General features: G+C 58.4%; 10 protein-coding genes and 2 pseudogenes. 8 read left to right on the forward strand and 4 right to left on the reverse strand.

The genetic code is table 11. The features are described 5' to 3' along the window. Positions 1-377: hypothetical protein (locus CIT31_RS34620; RefSeq protein ID WP_206073350.1), on the forward strand; the 377-nt coding region annotated here is incomplete at its 5' end. Here the strand turns inward: CIT31_RS34620 and CIT31_RS09675 are convergent. The 4 genes from CIT31_RS09675 to CIT31_RS09690 all read right to left on the reverse strand — a co-directional run bounded on the left by CIT31_RS09675 (position 335) and on the right by CIT31_RS09690 (position 6,415). Next, entirely contained in the window at positions 335-1,618 is a 1,284-nt protein-coding gene (locus CIT31_RS09675) for an ATP-grasp domain-containing protein (RefSeq protein WP_095518432.1), read from the reverse strand. The two genes, CIT31_RS34620 and CIT31_RS09675, sit on opposite strands and share 43 nt — an antisense overlap. A gap of 849 nt (positions 1,619-2,467) precedes the next feature. After that, complete coding sequence (locus tag CIT31_RS09680; protein WP_095518433.1) at positions 2,468-3,439, reverse strand: ornithine cyclodeaminase family protein; 972 nt, start codon at positions 3,437-3,439, stop codon at positions 2,468-2,470. Then, positions 3,436-3,612 carry a hypothetical protein gene (locus CIT31_RS34625; RefSeq protein WP_189367578.1) on the reverse strand — a complete coding sequence of 59 codons (177 nt, stop codon included), beginning with the start codon at positions 3,610-3,612 and terminating at the stop codon, positions 3,436-3,438. Before CIT31_RS34625 ends, CIT31_RS09680 begins: the two co-directional genes overlap by 4 nt. A 1,555-nt stretch (positions 3,613-5,167) precedes the next feature. Next, positions 5,168-6,415, reverse strand: coding sequence for an ATP-grasp domain-containing protein (locus tag CIT31_RS09690; RefSeq protein WP_095518437.1), 1,248 nt, complete (start codon positions 6,413-6,415; stop codon positions 5,168-5,170). 239 nt (positions 6,416-6,654) lie between these two features. On the opposite strand from CIT31_RS09690, the pseudogene CIT31_RS09695 reads away from it, so the two are divergent. From CIT31_RS09695 to CIT31_RS35700, 7 genes and pseudogenes are all read left to right on the forward strand, one after another. Further along, a pseudogene (locus CIT31_RS09695) lies at positions 6,655-7,607 on the forward strand (IS630 family transposase). A 698-nt stretch (positions 7,608-8,305) separates the two neighbouring features. Next, on the forward strand, positions 8,306-9,307 hold the full coding sequence (locus CIT31_RS09700; RefSeq protein ID WP_095518434.1) for an L-histidine N(alpha)-methyltransferase: 1,002 nt from the start codon (positions 8,306-8,308) through the stop codon (positions 9,305-9,307). A 42-nt stretch (positions 9,308-9,349) separates the two neighbouring features. Next, complete coding sequence (gene ectB, locus CIT31_RS09705) at positions 9,350-10,645, forward strand: diaminobutyrate--2-oxoglutarate transaminase (RefSeq protein WP_095518435.1); 1,296 nt, start codon at positions 9,350-9,352, stop codon at positions 10,643-10,645. A gap of 319 nt (positions 10,646-10,964) precedes the next feature. After that, positions 10,965-12,323 (forward strand): MmgE/PrpD family protein, encoded by a 1,359-nt coding sequence (locus tag CIT31_RS09710; protein ID WP_095518438.1) that lies wholly within the window; start codon positions 10,965-10,967, stop codon positions 12,321-12,323. Between the two features lie 50 nt (positions 12,324-12,373). Beyond that, positions 12,374-13,006, forward strand: coding sequence for a hypothetical protein (locus tag CIT31_RS35015; protein ID WP_236379074.1), 633 nt, complete (start codon positions 12,374-12,376; stop codon positions 13,004-13,006). Beyond that, the gene (locus CIT31_RS09720; RefSeq protein WP_095518436.1) at positions 12,996-14,966 is read left to right on the forward strand and encodes a recombinase family protein; all 1,971 of its coding nucleotides are present in this window, start codon (positions 12,996-12,998) and stop codon (positions 14,964-14,966) included. The genes CIT31_RS35015 and CIT31_RS09720 overlap by 11 nt, the downstream gene beginning before the upstream one ends. Before the next feature lie 205 nt (positions 14,967-15,171). Then, positions 15,172-15,307 (forward strand): annotated as a pseudogene (locus tag CIT31_RS35700) (IS21-like element ISRm9 family helper ATPase IstB); the annotation flags it as partial. Between the last annotated feature and the right edge of the window lie 363 nt (positions 15,308-15,670).

Raw genomic sequence — 15,670 nt, forward strand, 5'->3', positions numbered from 1 at the left:
GCGATGCGAGATACTACGAGGAAAACGCGCATTATTGGGCTTTCCAGGTGCTTGATAAAGCAAGAGCAACGGGCGAGCGGCAGCCTATGGCTTTTCGAAACGTTGGAGCATCTTTGCATGAACTCGATGAGTGCGGCGACTACGCCGGGATTGGCTTCTTCAGTTCCGGCAGCGCATTGGGAAACCGTAGCTGCAAAGCGCCGCAGAATATAGCCGCGCGCCATGAGACAATCGTCGACGGTTGCGGACATGCGGCTGATGTTTTCCTTGCTGACGATCCTGTCAGAACCCCCGTCTCTCTCGTGCTCTCAATTGCCCCAATGTTCGGCGATGATCACCCTTCACCCGAGGGCACCTGCGCAGGTGCGGAGACATGAGAGGCCGCTGATTGTTCATGTTCGATCGGAAATGGTGTGATTGACCAATGAATTGAGTCAACGGCACGCTGAACTATTGCCTTTGTCCGAGCGCGGCTGGGTGAAGCGGCGAGGACATATCCGATGTAGTCTCGGTAATCGCCTTTCCTGACGATCGGCGTCTTGGGTTTGATATACAATTTCGCTTCGACGACACCTGGTATGGCAGCCGCTCGACTATCGCCATCGACCCAATCTAGGATACCATCGCGATCAGGAATCAGGAGCCGGGCGGTCGCAATATGCGAATGCCTCTTGTGCAAATTCCATTCCTCGCCGATCACGAGCTTGATGTGTTCGGTGACCAGATCGATACCGTAAGCCGCCTCAATCGTTTGAACACTGCCACCAAGACGCGGATTGACCTCAATGACGACTGGGCCACGCTTGGTCCACCGCAGTTCTACATTCGTTGGCCCCCAGCCAAGCCCGAGAGCTCGCAAACAGCTCAGCGACACATCGGCAATACGCCCATGCTCGTCTTCAGTCAGCGGGGCTGGATAGGTCCCGCCAAGATAGACAAAATGCGGTGGGGGGCCGAAATCAAGGGCTGAAATACAAACGACCTCATTTCCCATTATTGCAGCGCAATACTGTGGACCTTGTGCGAATTCCTCGACCAGTACCCTCGGCGAGGAACGCCATATGTGCTTCCCGCCCAACAAATAGGTCGTATGTTCGGCTAATTCATCGACATCGCGGCACAATCGGACACCGATGCTGCCGCTGCCCACGGCTGGCTTAACAACCACCGGCAGGCCGATCTCAGCGGCAAAGCTTTCTACCTCCGTCGCATTCACTGCCACGCGATAAGCAGGTATTGGAACGCCAGCCTCGGCGAGAAGCTGACGTTGAGTGAATTTATCGCAGCATCCTTCAATCGATGCGGGGTCCGGTCCCGGTAGATCGAAGTGCCGGCAGAGCTTGCCAACCGTCGTAGAGACCGACTCGTCGTCGCCCGCGAGGCCAGTAATGCCAGCAATGTCATTGGTAGCACGCAGCCGAGAACATTCGCCGATCAGCGCATCGAGATTGCCTGTATCGACACGGATTGCCTCACTTCCTTCCGCCGCAAGATAGTCGTACTGAGCTGGATCAACCGACAGGGTAATTGGATGAAGACCAAGACGCTGGGCAGCTTTCACGTATAGCACACCATTGCTCCTTGTGCCTTCAACCAGGATGAGCGCTCTTCTTGCCATTGGCGATGATCTCCGTTGCGTGCTGTGCGGCGGTCCGAACGTAAAATCGGCATTGGCTCATATTCACGCCTGCCTTCAGACCTTGCGGTGAACCTAGCATCGTCAGCGGTCCGCGGTTGCAAAAGAATCTGTAAAGTTATTTGAACGATCCGTTGCAATGTTTTGGCTGCCAGCGGGCGCCCGGCGGCGATGAGACGGGACATAGTCTCGCTTTATCGTCCTGACGAAGGTCGCGGCCAGCTCTGCACTGCCCCAGTCCAATGTCGCGGGTCTGGTCTCGTTGGCGATGTAGCCGGATCAGACAGTTGTCGCTCAGCACTCGATCGTGCCGGGGCAGCCGGTTGACGACCTAGCCCAAGCGGCTTTCGATGATGAGGTCGCGCACGACCTTACTTGTGGTTGGATGCCGACGAGCATGTGGCGCGGCCTTCCTGCGCAGCACGGCGTGCACGCGGCGGTAGCCATAGGTCGGCAGCATCTCAATGATTGATCCCGGGGACCAGTTTCGCCACGGGCTCGGGATGGCGGCCANCGGCAGCATCTCAATGATTGATCCCGGGGACCAGTTTCGCCACGGGCTCGGGATGGCGGCCAATTCCGCCTGATCCACGGCCCTTCGAACGCCCCGCGATGTTGGAACGAGGTGACGCAATCGTCTCGCATACTACGTTCATCGCCAAACATCCTTTGGCCACCGGAAACATCTCTTTCTTGAGCCCGCCGCCGCTTCTTTTTGCCAGCAGGTGCGGCAATTCGCGCACATGGTCCTGGAGCGCGCGAAAGCCCAGCCCGAGATGCGCCTTATGGCCGGCTTTGGGTTGAACTCTCTTCGTCGGCGACTCAAATGCCCTAACGCTGCAGCCCGACGCCTCGACCGGTTCGAATAGCTATCTCGAACAACGCGCTGGCGACTGCAAGGTCGGCAAGGGCAAAGCCCGGAAATAGAAAGAGTGTGCGCTGCCTTGAATCCGAAGAACGGCCTCGCTCAACTCCGCTCGCCAGCATTGCCAAATCCGAATCAAAGGGGCCGGGATAGGCGAGCTTGGATTGGTTTTCTGGATCCTCCGCCTGGGCGCGATCGTCCACGACCCGAAGATCGAATACGTTGAAAGTTTCGACGCGCCATGACCGACCGAGGTCGACCGCGCTGACGAAGCTGCCTGGACGCAGTAGGGTCGCATCGAGGAAGGGTGTGAGCGTAGCCGTCCCGGGCACGGTCGTTATGACGATGTCACAGGCGAGCGCGTCATCTGCCATCGTGGTTTCGCGGCTTTGCAGACCCTTCTCTCGTGCGATGACAGCTAACCGGCGGGCTGAGGTCACGGTACGATCGAAGCAAACTGCTTCGGCCAATCTGGGGAAAAGATCGTACATTGCATCAAGATGCCCAAGCGCCTGTTGGCCGCAGCCTACAAAGCCGATGGATGCACTGTCCGGGCGTGCAAGATATTCCGCCGCAAGTGCCGACATGGCGGCGGTGCGTAAAACTGTGAGGCTGTTGCCATCCATGATAGCCAGAGGTTGTCCAGTATTAAAATCACTGAGGATAATAAGACCGTTAACGTTCGACAGCCCTCGTCCGGAATTTTCAGCTGCGATGCCGACCCATTTGGCTGCAGCATAAGGAGGCTCGGGCGAGGCTGCACACAGCGCTTGAAAGAAATGTCCAGGAGCGATTGCGAGGGTCTGTTTCGGACGCACTTGAACTCGGTGTTGCGCGTGCAAACGGAACGCTCGCGCGAGGCTCAGGCGTAGATCGGCTGGGTTGGGCCTAAGGGCCGCGATTTCAGCCCCGCTCAGGTAAAGCAACTGATCATTCATAGCCGACTCTCCTCAGCAATCGCCCAGGCGCATGGCTCACCACTCGCGAGCTTCTCGGGATACTCTTTTCCTGCTTCAGCCATCTTCTGCCCCTGTTGTATTTTCTCGACCATGAATCCCGCGGCGACGCCAGACTTACCATAGGCGCCGCCGAAGATCGGGTTCTGGTTCATTCGGTGGATGGTCGCATAGTTCGGCCTCTCCAGACGACGTCGCAGTTGTTGCGCTTGGCGAGCAGTCCAGTCCGTGCTCGAGGAAGCACATCAGCGCCTGCCGGGCGCTGCCAAGTACCGCGACCTTGTCAAACATCAAGTTGACGGCCTCCTGCACGCGGCGATCAGGATCCTTCTCAAACCGGTCACCGACCTTCGCGAAACCCGACGGGGTTGCAACGACGAGCGCGAGGAGCCTCATCGTAGCGCCGAGAGTGAGCGCGGGAGCAGAAGGTCGAGCTCATACTCGTTTGAGGCTCCCCTCAATTCCGGCAGCAATCGGTCATTGCCCTGGCGTAGCTCATAGACTGTCTCCTGATCGATTAGCACGGTGTCGACCTGGCACATCTAGATGAGTTGCTGCCGGTCGCGGTTGTTGCGGGCAAAGCGCGAGATCTCTTCCTGTGCCGCAAACCGCACTCACCTTGCCAAGGCAGAGCTCGGCGACCATCCGGTCGAAACCGGCGCGTGCGGTGCCGCCAGCGGCAGAGTCACCGAGACCGTCATTGATCGTCTCCATGGGGGACCAGCCGAGCGCCGTCAGGTGGTCGTGCATTGCATGTTGAAGCATACTGCTCTCGCGATTGTGCAGAATCCGATGGGCGCGCAGCCGCCGGCGCGTTTCTTCCGGGAGCCGCCTGCCACGCGTCACCGGAGTCGTCTTCGTGGCGGGCTGATGGAGAACAGATCGAACTGGGGTGTCGTCAGCTGGCGCGCGTGGGACACCCACACCGTGCTGACCGCCTTGCGCACAGGCGATGCCTGCCGCCTCTGTCGGCAGCGTCGGCGCGCTCCCCGGCACCGGCACCTAGATCCGTCGCAACTGAGCGCGGCGGCGGATCTGGGCGCTCTTCCCGCAGATCGTGGCGGGAGCACAAGTTCTCGACCTTGGCGGGAATGGGACCGATGAGGGCCTCCTTCTTGCGTAAGGATACTGTCGATGTCGGGCTCTTTGGCCCTATCGGCAGATCGGCCGCCGAGGTTCGCGTCTTCCCCAGTTGGGACGTCTTCTGGTTGATCCCGGATCGCTCCGCCAGCGCTCTCAGGCTCTCTTAATTAGGCGGGCGGCGACCAGCTCGCCAGTTGGCCGAAGCTCCAATGGGTTGGCATCGTCACGGCTGGCGTCCACGCGGATTCCCTCCACCGGCATTACACGGCTTCAGCGGTATTATGACCCTGTCCGACTCCCACCGGCACCACCGCTCAGACGGCTCCGTTGAGGCCGCTACCCTCATGCCGAGCGGGTCTCCCCTTTTACCCGTATCACCCTTCCGACGTGCAGTGCCCTAACCCGGCGGATCGAACGGGTGCACATGTCGATTGCTTCCTTGTTCAAGCGGCCTTCCCCGAAATTCAGCTGGGGTCGGCATCCACATTATCACTTTCGAGGCCTGCTCAGGCTTCACTCACGTCACGGCCCATCGGATTGCTCAACCGCCCAAGGCGGCCACGCCATCGGGGCGCACTGAATTTTCCAGGCTAGTCTCCTCGCGACTCCGGCTGGCAACATCGTCTGCTAAGGATCCGCAGATTGTTCCGTTTCGGTAGACGACGGAAACGGTTCGATCGACCAACCGATTAAGTCGACGGCACGCTGCAGTACAGCCTCCGTCTCAGCATGGCTCGGTGAAGCAGCGATGACATGTCCAATCGTGTCTTGGTAATCGCCTTGCCTGACGATCGGTGTCTTAGGTCCTACATAGAATTTGATCTCGGCGACACCTGATACTGCGGCTGCCCGATTGTCGCCGTGGATCCAATCGAGGATGCCATCGCGATCAGCAACCAGGAACCGAGCGGCCGCGGCATTCGATTGCCTTTTGTGCAAATCCCATTCGTCGCCGATGACAAGCTTGATGTGCTCGGTGATGAGATCGATGCCGTAAGCCAGCTGAATCAGTTGGGGAGCGGGCGTGCCATGAAGCCGCGGATTGACTTCAATGACGACTGGGCCACGCTTCGTCCACCGGAATTCAATGCCCGTTGGCCCCCAGCCAAGGCCGAGAGCTCGCAAACAGCTCAGCAAAACATTGGCGATACGCTCATGCTCGTCATCAGTCAGCGGGGCCGGAATGATGCACTCACGAGCGACGAAATACGGCAGAGGGCCGCAATCACCGGTGCCAATTCCAATGATCTGATCTCCCATTATGTCGGCCCAATAAATTGGGCCTTGTGCGAATTCTTCGACCAGTATCCTCGGGGGGGACCGCCATATGTGCTGCCCGCCCAACAGATAGGTCGTGTGTTCGGCCAACTCAACGACATTGCGGCACAATCGGACACCGCTGCTGCCGCTGCCTACGGCCGGCTTAAGAACCACTGGCAGGCCGATCTCCACGGCAGCGCTTTCTACTTCTGTCGCATTCGCTGCCAGGCGATAAGCCGGTATTGGAATGCCGGCCTCCGCGAGGAGCTGACGTTGAGTGAATTTGTCGCGACATTGTTCGATGGATTCGGGGTTCGGTCCCGGTAGATCGAAATGCCGGCAGAGCTTACCAACTGTCGCGTAGAACTGGTCGCCGGCGCACGTGATGCCAGCAATGTCATAGGTGGTCTGTAGCCGAGAACATTCGCCGATCAGCGCATCAAGATCATCTGTATCGACACAGATTGCTCTAATTCCTTCCGCCGCAAGAGAGTCGTACCTAGCTGGACCAGCCGACAAGACAATTGGATGAAGGCCAAGACGCCGGGCAGCTCGGACGTACAGCGGACTAGTATCCCCTATGCCTTCAATCAGGATGAGCGCTCTTTCTAACATTGCTGTTGACTCCACGTTGCTGCTGTGCGGCCATGCTTGCGTAACCAGCATCAGCTTTTTAACCGCGCTGACCTCAGACCTATGCGCTGAATGTACCATCGGTAATGATCTGCGATCGCAAAAGTTCTGAGAATTGGTATAAAGAATCTGTTGCAACGCTTTGACAAGTTGGAGTCTAGAGCGCGTCTGTGATCGATGCTGTGACGGCTGCGTTTTGTGCTGATTCAAACATCCCCTCGATGGAGGTGGACGATGGGGGAGCATTGAGCGTGGATCTTCGGTTGCGGGTCTTGAAGGCTTCGCACGAGGGCATGTCGGCGCGCAAGCGGCGGCGCGGTTCGGCGTGGGAGTGTCCAGCGCGATCCGCTGGATTGCGCGGGCGAAGATCGGTGAACTGGGGCCACGCCCGCAGGGCCGCCGCCGCGCCTCCAGCCTCGAGGCGCATGAAGCCTTCATCGCCGGGCTGATCGGAGAGCGCAAGGACATCACGCTGAACGAGATGGTGGAGCGGCTCGTCGCCGAGCAGTCGGTGCGGATCAGCCACAGTGCCTTGAGCGCCTGGCTTCGCGGCCACGGCTGGACATTCAAAAAAGTCCGCGCACGCACTGGAGCAGGATCGCCCCGACGTCCTGAAGCGGCGCCGGGAGTGGTCCGACGCCAGCTCGATCTCGATCCGACGAAGCTCGTGTTCATCGACGAGACCGGCCTCTCTCCACAAAGATGGCTCGCCTGCGTGGAAGAGCGCCGCGGCGAGCGCTGCCGGGCCGGCGTGCCGCATGGCCACTGGAAGACCACGACCTTCACCAGAGCGCTGCGGCTGACGGGCATGACTGCGCCCTTCGTCTAAGACGGCGCGATGAACGGCAACGTGTTCCTGGCCTATGTCGAGCAGGTGCCGGTCCCGACATTGTCGGAGGGCGACGTAGTCGTCATGGACAACCTGCCCGCTCACAAGGCCTCAGGCGTGCGCGACGCGATCGAGGCCGCAGGCGCGAGCCTGCTCTACCTGCCGCCCTACAGTCCCGACTTCATTCCGATTGAGAACGCCTTCGCCAAACTCAAGGCGCTGCTGCGAGCAAAGGCCGAGAGAACCATCAAGGCTCTGTGGAACGCGGTCGGCGTGGTCGTCGACCTCTTCACCCCAGCCGAATGTGCCTACTACTTCAAAGCCGCAGGATATGAACCGGATTAAACAGGACGTGTTCTAGGCGACGATAGCCGCACCGACGTTGTGGCGTAGCGGCATCACCGCTTGGCCGCCGTCCCTTGCCACCCAAAGTCTGATGGCTGAAGCGGTGACGCGCCGCGTTCCGCACAGTGACGAAGGTAATTAACGACGTTGCGACCGCCAAAAAAATAAATAGGGCCATCGGAAAACCTACCTGCGCCAGAACTGACTCTCAAACCGCGCCTTCGTAGCTATCAGGCCATCATCAATGCCGCTTTGCGAGGTTGGCAGAAACTCATCTCCGCGCCCGAAACCATCACGTCGATCGGAATGCGCGAATGGCAGCACATCGGTCAATCCCAAGACTCTTGGGATAACTTCGCTGGCCGTCACTGTGCCGGCCTGTCGATAACTTTACGATGTCAGTCAGGTCAGTGCCGTTGGCAAATCCGATCACCATTCTTGATAACACGCCGGGCAACTGACACCTACTGTCGGGTTTGTCGAATCCGCGACACAATGGTTTCGGCCTGGCTGCCTGCTGCAGGCCCGTTAAACCATTGAAGGGAACTGAAAATAACTTCAGACGCTCCCCTCAGCGCAATTGGCACGACTTTTGATCTCCCTCTTCGTGAAACGGCGGGAGATTCCGACCGATATCGTTGATTGTAACCTCAATAAACCTTATCGCCATTACACCGTTATTTAGTGGAGCTATCTCTATGGCGCGAAACCACACCGGCCCTGCAGCGGCCACAGGCAATAAATATGAAATTATCGGCGCCGATGTTCCTGATGAAACTTTATTCAGGGGTGACCTATTGGTGGCGTCCCTCTCGGAATCGCCGCGTAGCGTGAACTCCATCTACTATTACGACGACACAGGATCACTGTTGTTTGAAAGACTGTGTAAAGAGGAAACCTATTACTTATTCAGAACTGAACGGGAGATACTCGCCGAGTACTCAAAGACGATTGCCGGAATCACAGGTCCTGTCTCTCTCATTGAGCTGGGATCCGGGAACGCCGAGAAAACAACTCTGTTGATTGATGCTTACGTGGAAACGCATGGCCTGACCTTTTACGCCGCCGTCGACATCAATCGCTCGATTTTGGAGAGAGCGGCTGAAAACATTCTCTCAGTGTCATCGGATTTGAACTTCTTAGGGGTGGTCGGGACTTACCAAACCGGGCTCGCAGAGATCACGAGCCTGGTTGGTCCAAAGCTTTTATTTTGCCTGGGCAGCACGATCGGGAACATGCACGACGACGAGTTGGATAATCTTCTCCGATCGGCGCGCTCGGCCCTGTCTCCTGGCGATTATTTTTTGGTCGGGATAGATTTGGATAAAGAAACGGAGATCCTGGAGGCGGCTTACAACAGTCAGACCGCTATTCTGACCAACCTATGTGTTCTACAACATTTGAACTGGCGGTTCAGTGGAGACTTTGATTTATTCCATTTTCGACATGTGGCATTTCACAATAAATCGCTGCATCGCATGGAGAGCCACTTGGAGGCTATGCGGGCTCAATCGATCAATCTCCAAAGACTGAAATTCTCGTTTCATCTAGAAGAAGGAGAGATGATTAGGACTGAGATCATGAGAAAAGTTCAGATAAATGAGTTTAATGACCTTTTTTTCGATTACGAATTTCTGAATGTCAAGTATTGGACCGATCGCAACCAGAAATATGCCTTAATTTTGTTTAAAGTTTCGTAATACATGAATTGAATTCCTCACAACACGCCACGGAGACATCGCATGAAGGAAGACATTGAATCGGAAGTGCGAAACTACTGTCGCTCCTACCCTGCAAAGTTCGCCGAAGCGAAGGGCAGTTATGTAATTGCCCAGACCGGTGACAAATACCTCGACTTTCTGGCCGGCTGCGGGTCATTAAACTATGGGCATAATGACCCGGTGATGCAGTCTGCCCTACAAGACTATATCTCTAGTGACGGCATCGCTCTTGGGCTCGACCTCCGAACAAGCGCCAAACAGGAGTTTATCGACACATTCGAAGACTTGATTTTGCGCCCAAGATCGCTCGAATATCGCATTCAGTTCCCCGGCCCCACTGGCGCCAATGCTGTCGAGGCTGCGGTCAAGCTCGCACGCAAGGTTACCGGTCGCACCAACATTATCGCCTTTACAAACGCTTTTCATGGCTGTTCGCTCGGTGCGCTAGCTCTCACGGGAAATTCTTACCACCGAAGAGCATCCTCTTCCATGCTCCACGGCGTTCATCGTGCGATGTACGATGGCTATCTAGGCCCAAGCTGCGATACGGCCGAATCGCTTCGAAAGCTGCTGAGCGATCCATCCGGCGGAATAGACAAACCCGCAGCAATCATTCTCGAGGTGGTGCAGGGCGAAGGAGGGCTCAATGTGCCGACGCGCCGCTGGGTCAAAAACATCGAGCAGATTGCCCGACAGCATGGTGCGATCCTAATCGTCGATGAAATTCAAACAGGCTGTGGTCGCACAGGACCGTTTTTCGCGTTCGAGGCCTTCGATATTCGCCCCGACATGGTACTGGTGGCGAAGTCAATTTCGGGGTTCGGGCTTCCAATGTCTCTTGTCTTGCTGGCTCCCTGCGTCGACCTTTGGCGCCCTGGTGAACACACTGGAACGTTCCGCGGGAATAATCATGCGTTCGTCACTGCTACGGCTGCTCTTAGAGAGTATTGGCGCGATGAACACTTTGAGCATGAAACTGCTCGCAAGGGCAGGATTGCCAACAAGATCTTGTCTGAATTTGCCATCCCTTTCGGCTACCTCGTGAAAGGAAGAGGCCTGATGCTTGGGCTTGACGTCATCGACAGCAAGTTGGCTGCTCAGGTGAAAGCGGAAGCCTACCAGCAGAAACTCATTGTTGAGCTATGCGGGCCATCCGACGAGGTGATCAAGCTAATGCCGCCGCTGACGGTCTCGGATGAAGAATTGATCGCCGGAATTAATGTGCTTGTTTCTACAATCAGGACTGCTTTTTGCCCCGAACGAACGAATGAGGCTGTGGGCCGCAGCGGCGACAGTCGGATCCCATGGGGTGGGTGAAAGCGCCTGCTCCTTGACAGAGTGGAGTTGTTCACTCCCTCTGGAGACGACAATTCCTACAGCTTACGAAACCAAAGTACCGACCACCATCTGCGCCGATCTTGACGCAATTCTCGACCAAGCGAGCGGTGCGTAGCGACGATGTCGCGGGCTGTTGACGGGTTCTTCGCAGCTCAGGGAGAAACTCGGTCAAGGCGCCTCGCCAAGGCTGCTCCTCGCTTAAGGCATTTCCGCACACGAGCCGCTGCGCGACGATCCTTGAACTGTCGGCGAACCGTCAGGCAGCGCCTGTCGAATGAAAGTTGTGAGAGTTATCAACATGACCACCTTTTCCGAATTTACCGGCACTCTGACCTACGACGCCATTCCCGAAGAGGTCCGTGCCATTCTCAGGCGCAGTTTTGCAGACACGCTCGGCGTAGCGGTGGTGGGCGCAACCACGGAGGTCGCGTCGATCACCAGGAAGATCGCCGATCGCCTATGGCGCCCGTCTCCTGAAGTTGGCGCGGCCAGGATGATTTTCGACGGGCGCCCAGTCAGCCCCGCGGGGGCGGCCTTCGCCGGCGCCTTCACCGTCGACTCTATCGATGGCCACGACAACAACAGCCCCTGCAAGGGTCACGCCGGCTCGGCGGTGTTTCCTGCGCTGCTCGCCGTTGCCGATTCGCTCAGGGCCTCGGGCGCTGCAATCTCGGGCAGAGAATTCATGGTTGCGCTGGCCGTCGCCTATGAGGTTGCCTACCGCGCCGGCCTGACGCTTCACGGCACCGTCTCCGACTACCATACTTCTGGAGCGTGGACGGCAGTCGGCGTAGCTGCGGGTGTCTCCCGACTGCTGGGGCTCAGCCAGCAGCAGACGCGCCACGCAGCGGGCATTGCAGAATATCACGGGCCTCGAAGCCAAATGATGCGTTGCATCGATTTCCCCACCATGCTGCGTGACGGCGTCGGCTGGGGTGCGCCCTCAGGCGTCATGGCGGCCTATTTGGCCGAACTCGGCTTCACTGGCGCACCGGCGATCACGGCTGAGGGGGCCATCGCCGAGCCGTGGTGGCGTGATCTCGGAGATGCTTGGCGTGTTGCTGAAGATACCTCATACAAGCCCTATCCTGTCTGTCGCTGGGCGCATCCATCGATCGATGCCGCGCGCGACCTGATGCGTGACAACAGCCTTTCCAGTAAGGATGTCACGCGCGTCCGCATTCAGACGTTCCATTATGCCGTCCGGCTAGCCGGTCACAACCCGAAGACGCTGGACGAAATGAGCTATTCGATCGCTTTTCCGGTTGCGACGATGATTGTGCGTGGCAAAATAGGGCCGCAGGAGCTCTTGCCGGAGATTCTGCAGGATGAAGAAATCCGGCGCATTTCCGAGGCCACCGAGCTTGTCGAAACCGAGCACTACACTCGCATCAGCGTCGGCAAGCGCTGGGCTGATGTAACGCTCTACCTCAAGGACGGCCGAGAAATCATATCGGAGCCGCGCACCCCGAAAGGCGATCGCGACGATCCCATGACCGCGGAAGAGTTCCACACCAAATACGTCAATTTCACCACCGATTTGATCGGCAAGGACCGGGCCGACGAGATGGAGGCAATGTCGTTATCATTCGATAGATTGGACAGTAAAGGGCTGAGCCGTCTGATTGGCGTGATCGTTGCGCCACTCGATCGCTGATCTCGCCGCGGCACCTTAACGTTAACTGAAGACTGACGGAAATCTGCGATGTGACCCGCATGTTGAAGATTGTTCGTGATCCGCCCGGGGTCTGGAAGCCGAGCGAGGAATGTGGCCTGGCGGTGTTGAACAACACGACGAAAGAACGCCCACAGGACCGAGGAACGCAAGTTTCTTTATCCATGGCGTCCTTGGGCCGGGCGTTGTGTTCACGTTATGAGGTGATCGAGAAGGCCGACCGGGAGGTTTTCCGCTGCAGTCTCTCCGGCCACGCCTCCGATCGGTGGCTGGAAGTTCCGGCCTGGATGTTTGATCGCGCGGTCTGCACCGCGTGGCGCATTGCCGCTGCCCCACATGTCGATCCCAGAACGCTTGGCGTCTTGGTGACACTGCTGCAGGACGCGACGGCCAATTCCCACACCCCATCGCAATTGGAGGATTCGGGCGCAGCATCGGGTCCTCACGACGCGAATCGGGGAGAGGTCCATGCAGCGCCAGCCTACGACATATCAGTTCGATCTGTTTCCAACCCGCACGACGCGCAGACCGCGCAGATGCCACCATGGCAGGCGCTGCCGGAAGAGACGCGCCTGACGCTGACAAAGCTGATGGTGCGCCTGATCCTCGACCACGTCGACGGCGATCGCACCGTTCCACTGGAGGACGCGCGCCATGATGCATGAGAAGATCCGGCCCCACCCTCTGGAGCGCAAGGATATCCTTTATGTGCGGCAGTCCTCGGCCCATCAGGCTCTGCACAATCGAGAGAGCCGCGCCCTGCAGTATGCGATGCCCGATCGCCTGGTGGCACTCGGCTGGTCTTGCATCGAGACGGTCGATGACGATCTCGGCCGCTCTGCTGCTGGCGGTGTCGCGCGAGCGGGCTTCGACCGGATGGTCGCCGCAGTCTGTCTCGGCAAGGTTGGGGCGGTTGCGGCGCGGGAGGTATCGCGCTTCGCCCGCAACAGCCGCGACTGGCAGCAGCTCATCGAGATGTGCCGAGTCGTCGATACCGTGCTGATCGACCAGGAGACGGTCTACGCACCGCGCCAGGGCAATGACCGGCTGCTGCTGGGATTGAAGGGCAGTCTCAACGAGTATGAGCTCGATCTTCTGCGTCAGCGCTCCCTGTCGGCCCGCTATGAGAAGGCCCGGCGCGGTGAACTCGTCGTCGCTGCCCCGGTCGGCTTTGTGAAGGTCGGCGATCGGCTGGAGAAGGATCCCGATCGTCGCATGCAGGAGGCCATCACCCTTGTGTTTGACAAGGTGGCGGAACTCGGCAGTGCCCGCCAGGCCCTGCTCTGGTTCCTCGAACATGGGCTGAATTTGCCTGCCAAGCGCAACAATGGCGATGTGGTCTGGCGCAGGCCAAGCTATGCGACCATCCACCGAATGATCGAGAACCCGATCTACGGCGGCGCCTACGCCTATGGTAAGACTCGTGCTGCGTCGGGATATGATGCAACAGCCATTCGCTCGCGCAGCCGACGTAAGGCGCGAGATGAATGGCTGGCGCTGATCCCGGGTGCACACGAAGGCTACGTCGGCTGGGAAAGGGCGGAAGCGATCCGCAAGATGGTGAGCGACAACGTGCCCACGAGCCGGCATCACGGGGCGCCCAAGCCTGGCGACGCTCTGCTCGCCGGCCTTGTCCGCTGCCGGCGCTGCGGCCGCAAGCTGACGGTCCGCTACACGGGAACCAAGCACAACATTCCGCGCTATTCCTGCTGGCGTGGTCTGCTTGACAATGGCGAGCCGCGTTGCATGGCCTTCGGTGGACTACGCGTCGACGACGTCATCGAGGAAGCTCTTCTGCGGGTTGTCGAGCCGGGAGCGATAGCCGCGGCCGTCGAGGCCGAAGCGCAAGCGGCCAGTCGCCGCGATCAGGTCCGCGATGCTCTGATGCGTGATCGCGAGGCGGCACGCTACAGCGCCGATCGGGCGTTCAGGCAATACGACGCCATCGATCCGCAGAACCGGCTGGTCGCGGCGGAACTGGAGTTGCGATGGAACCGGGCGCTTACGCGTGTCGGCGAGATCGAGAGCAGGATTGCCGCGCATGATGCCTCGACATCGGAGCCATCACTTCTGTCGCCAATACACGTCACCGCGCTCGCCGCCGATCTCAAAGCTGTGTGGGCGGCGCCGACGACGGATGCAAGGCTCAAGAAGCGCATCGTTCGTACCGTCATCCGGGAGGTGGTCGCCGATATCGATGACGAAGCCTCCGAGATCGTTCTCCTGATCCATTGGGTTGGCGGCGTCCATACTGAACTGCGCCTGCCGAAGCGGCGCCGTGGACAGCGCAACAGCATGTCCGGCGATATCATCGCGGCCGTCCGCCAACTGGTGCTCATCGCCAATGATGATCTGATTGCCGGCATCCTCAACCGCAATGGACTGGTGAACGGCCACGGCAATCGATGGACACGCGAGCGGGTCACCGCGCACAGGTCGCATCATAAGATCCCTGTCTTCCGGCCAGCGGCGGACGGCAAAGAGCCGTGGCTTAACCTGAACAAGGCGGCGCGCCTTCTCGGCGGTTGCACCGAAGACCCTCAGGCTCGCCGCCGAGGCGGGCGAGATCGAAGGCGTTCATCCTCTGCCGGACGGTCCATGGGTCTTCAGCCGATCAACGCTTGACGAACCGGCGGCTCAGCGCATTGTTCATCGCGCGCGGCAAAACCCAAAATACCCCATGGGATCGCATCCAGATCAGCAAAACCTATTCACTTCAACGGCATAGACAGATGGGTGTTATGAAACAGGATTAAGTCCTCCCGCCACTCGGCGATGAGGTGCGAGCGTGGTAGAGGCCGAAGAATGAGGGTATCCTGCGCTGCTTGGGGACAAAGCCATGACGTTGGCCGCCATTGACAGACTGGTTCATCACGCGACGATTTTCGAAATGAACGTCGAGAACCCCGTTTAACGGAAAATAGCGATGGCACGCCCGCGCGCTGGCCTCGGCCTTCGCTGATTGACGCGCCGCGATAAGCAAACGTCAGCATAGGTTGTCGCGCAAATGAAAGCGTGCCTCCCGCTTCAAACGGAGGCCGGCTTTTTTAGTGAGTTCAACGGCCCGCGACAAAAATCTCTCATCTGATTGACGCTCCGCGACAATCTAAAAGCCGGCCTCATTGACTCACCGCGACAACGACGAAGATACCCATTGCAACTCACTGATCAACAGGCCATCTTCACCAAATCGCGACCACCTAACTCTTGATCATGATCGTCGCGCTTCCCCTCACGCGGAATATAGGGACAATTACACGCTCAGGCAAATATACTTCATTTCAGTATAATGATCGATTCCGTATTTCGAACCTTCACGGCCTATTCCC

Origin of the sequence: Mesorhizobium wenxiniae (assembly GCF_002284535.1) — a bacterium.
In the GTDB taxonomy this organism is placed as follows: Bacteria; Pseudomonadota; Alphaproteobacteria; order Rhizobiales; family Rhizobiaceae; genus Mesorhizobium; species Mesorhizobium wenxiniae.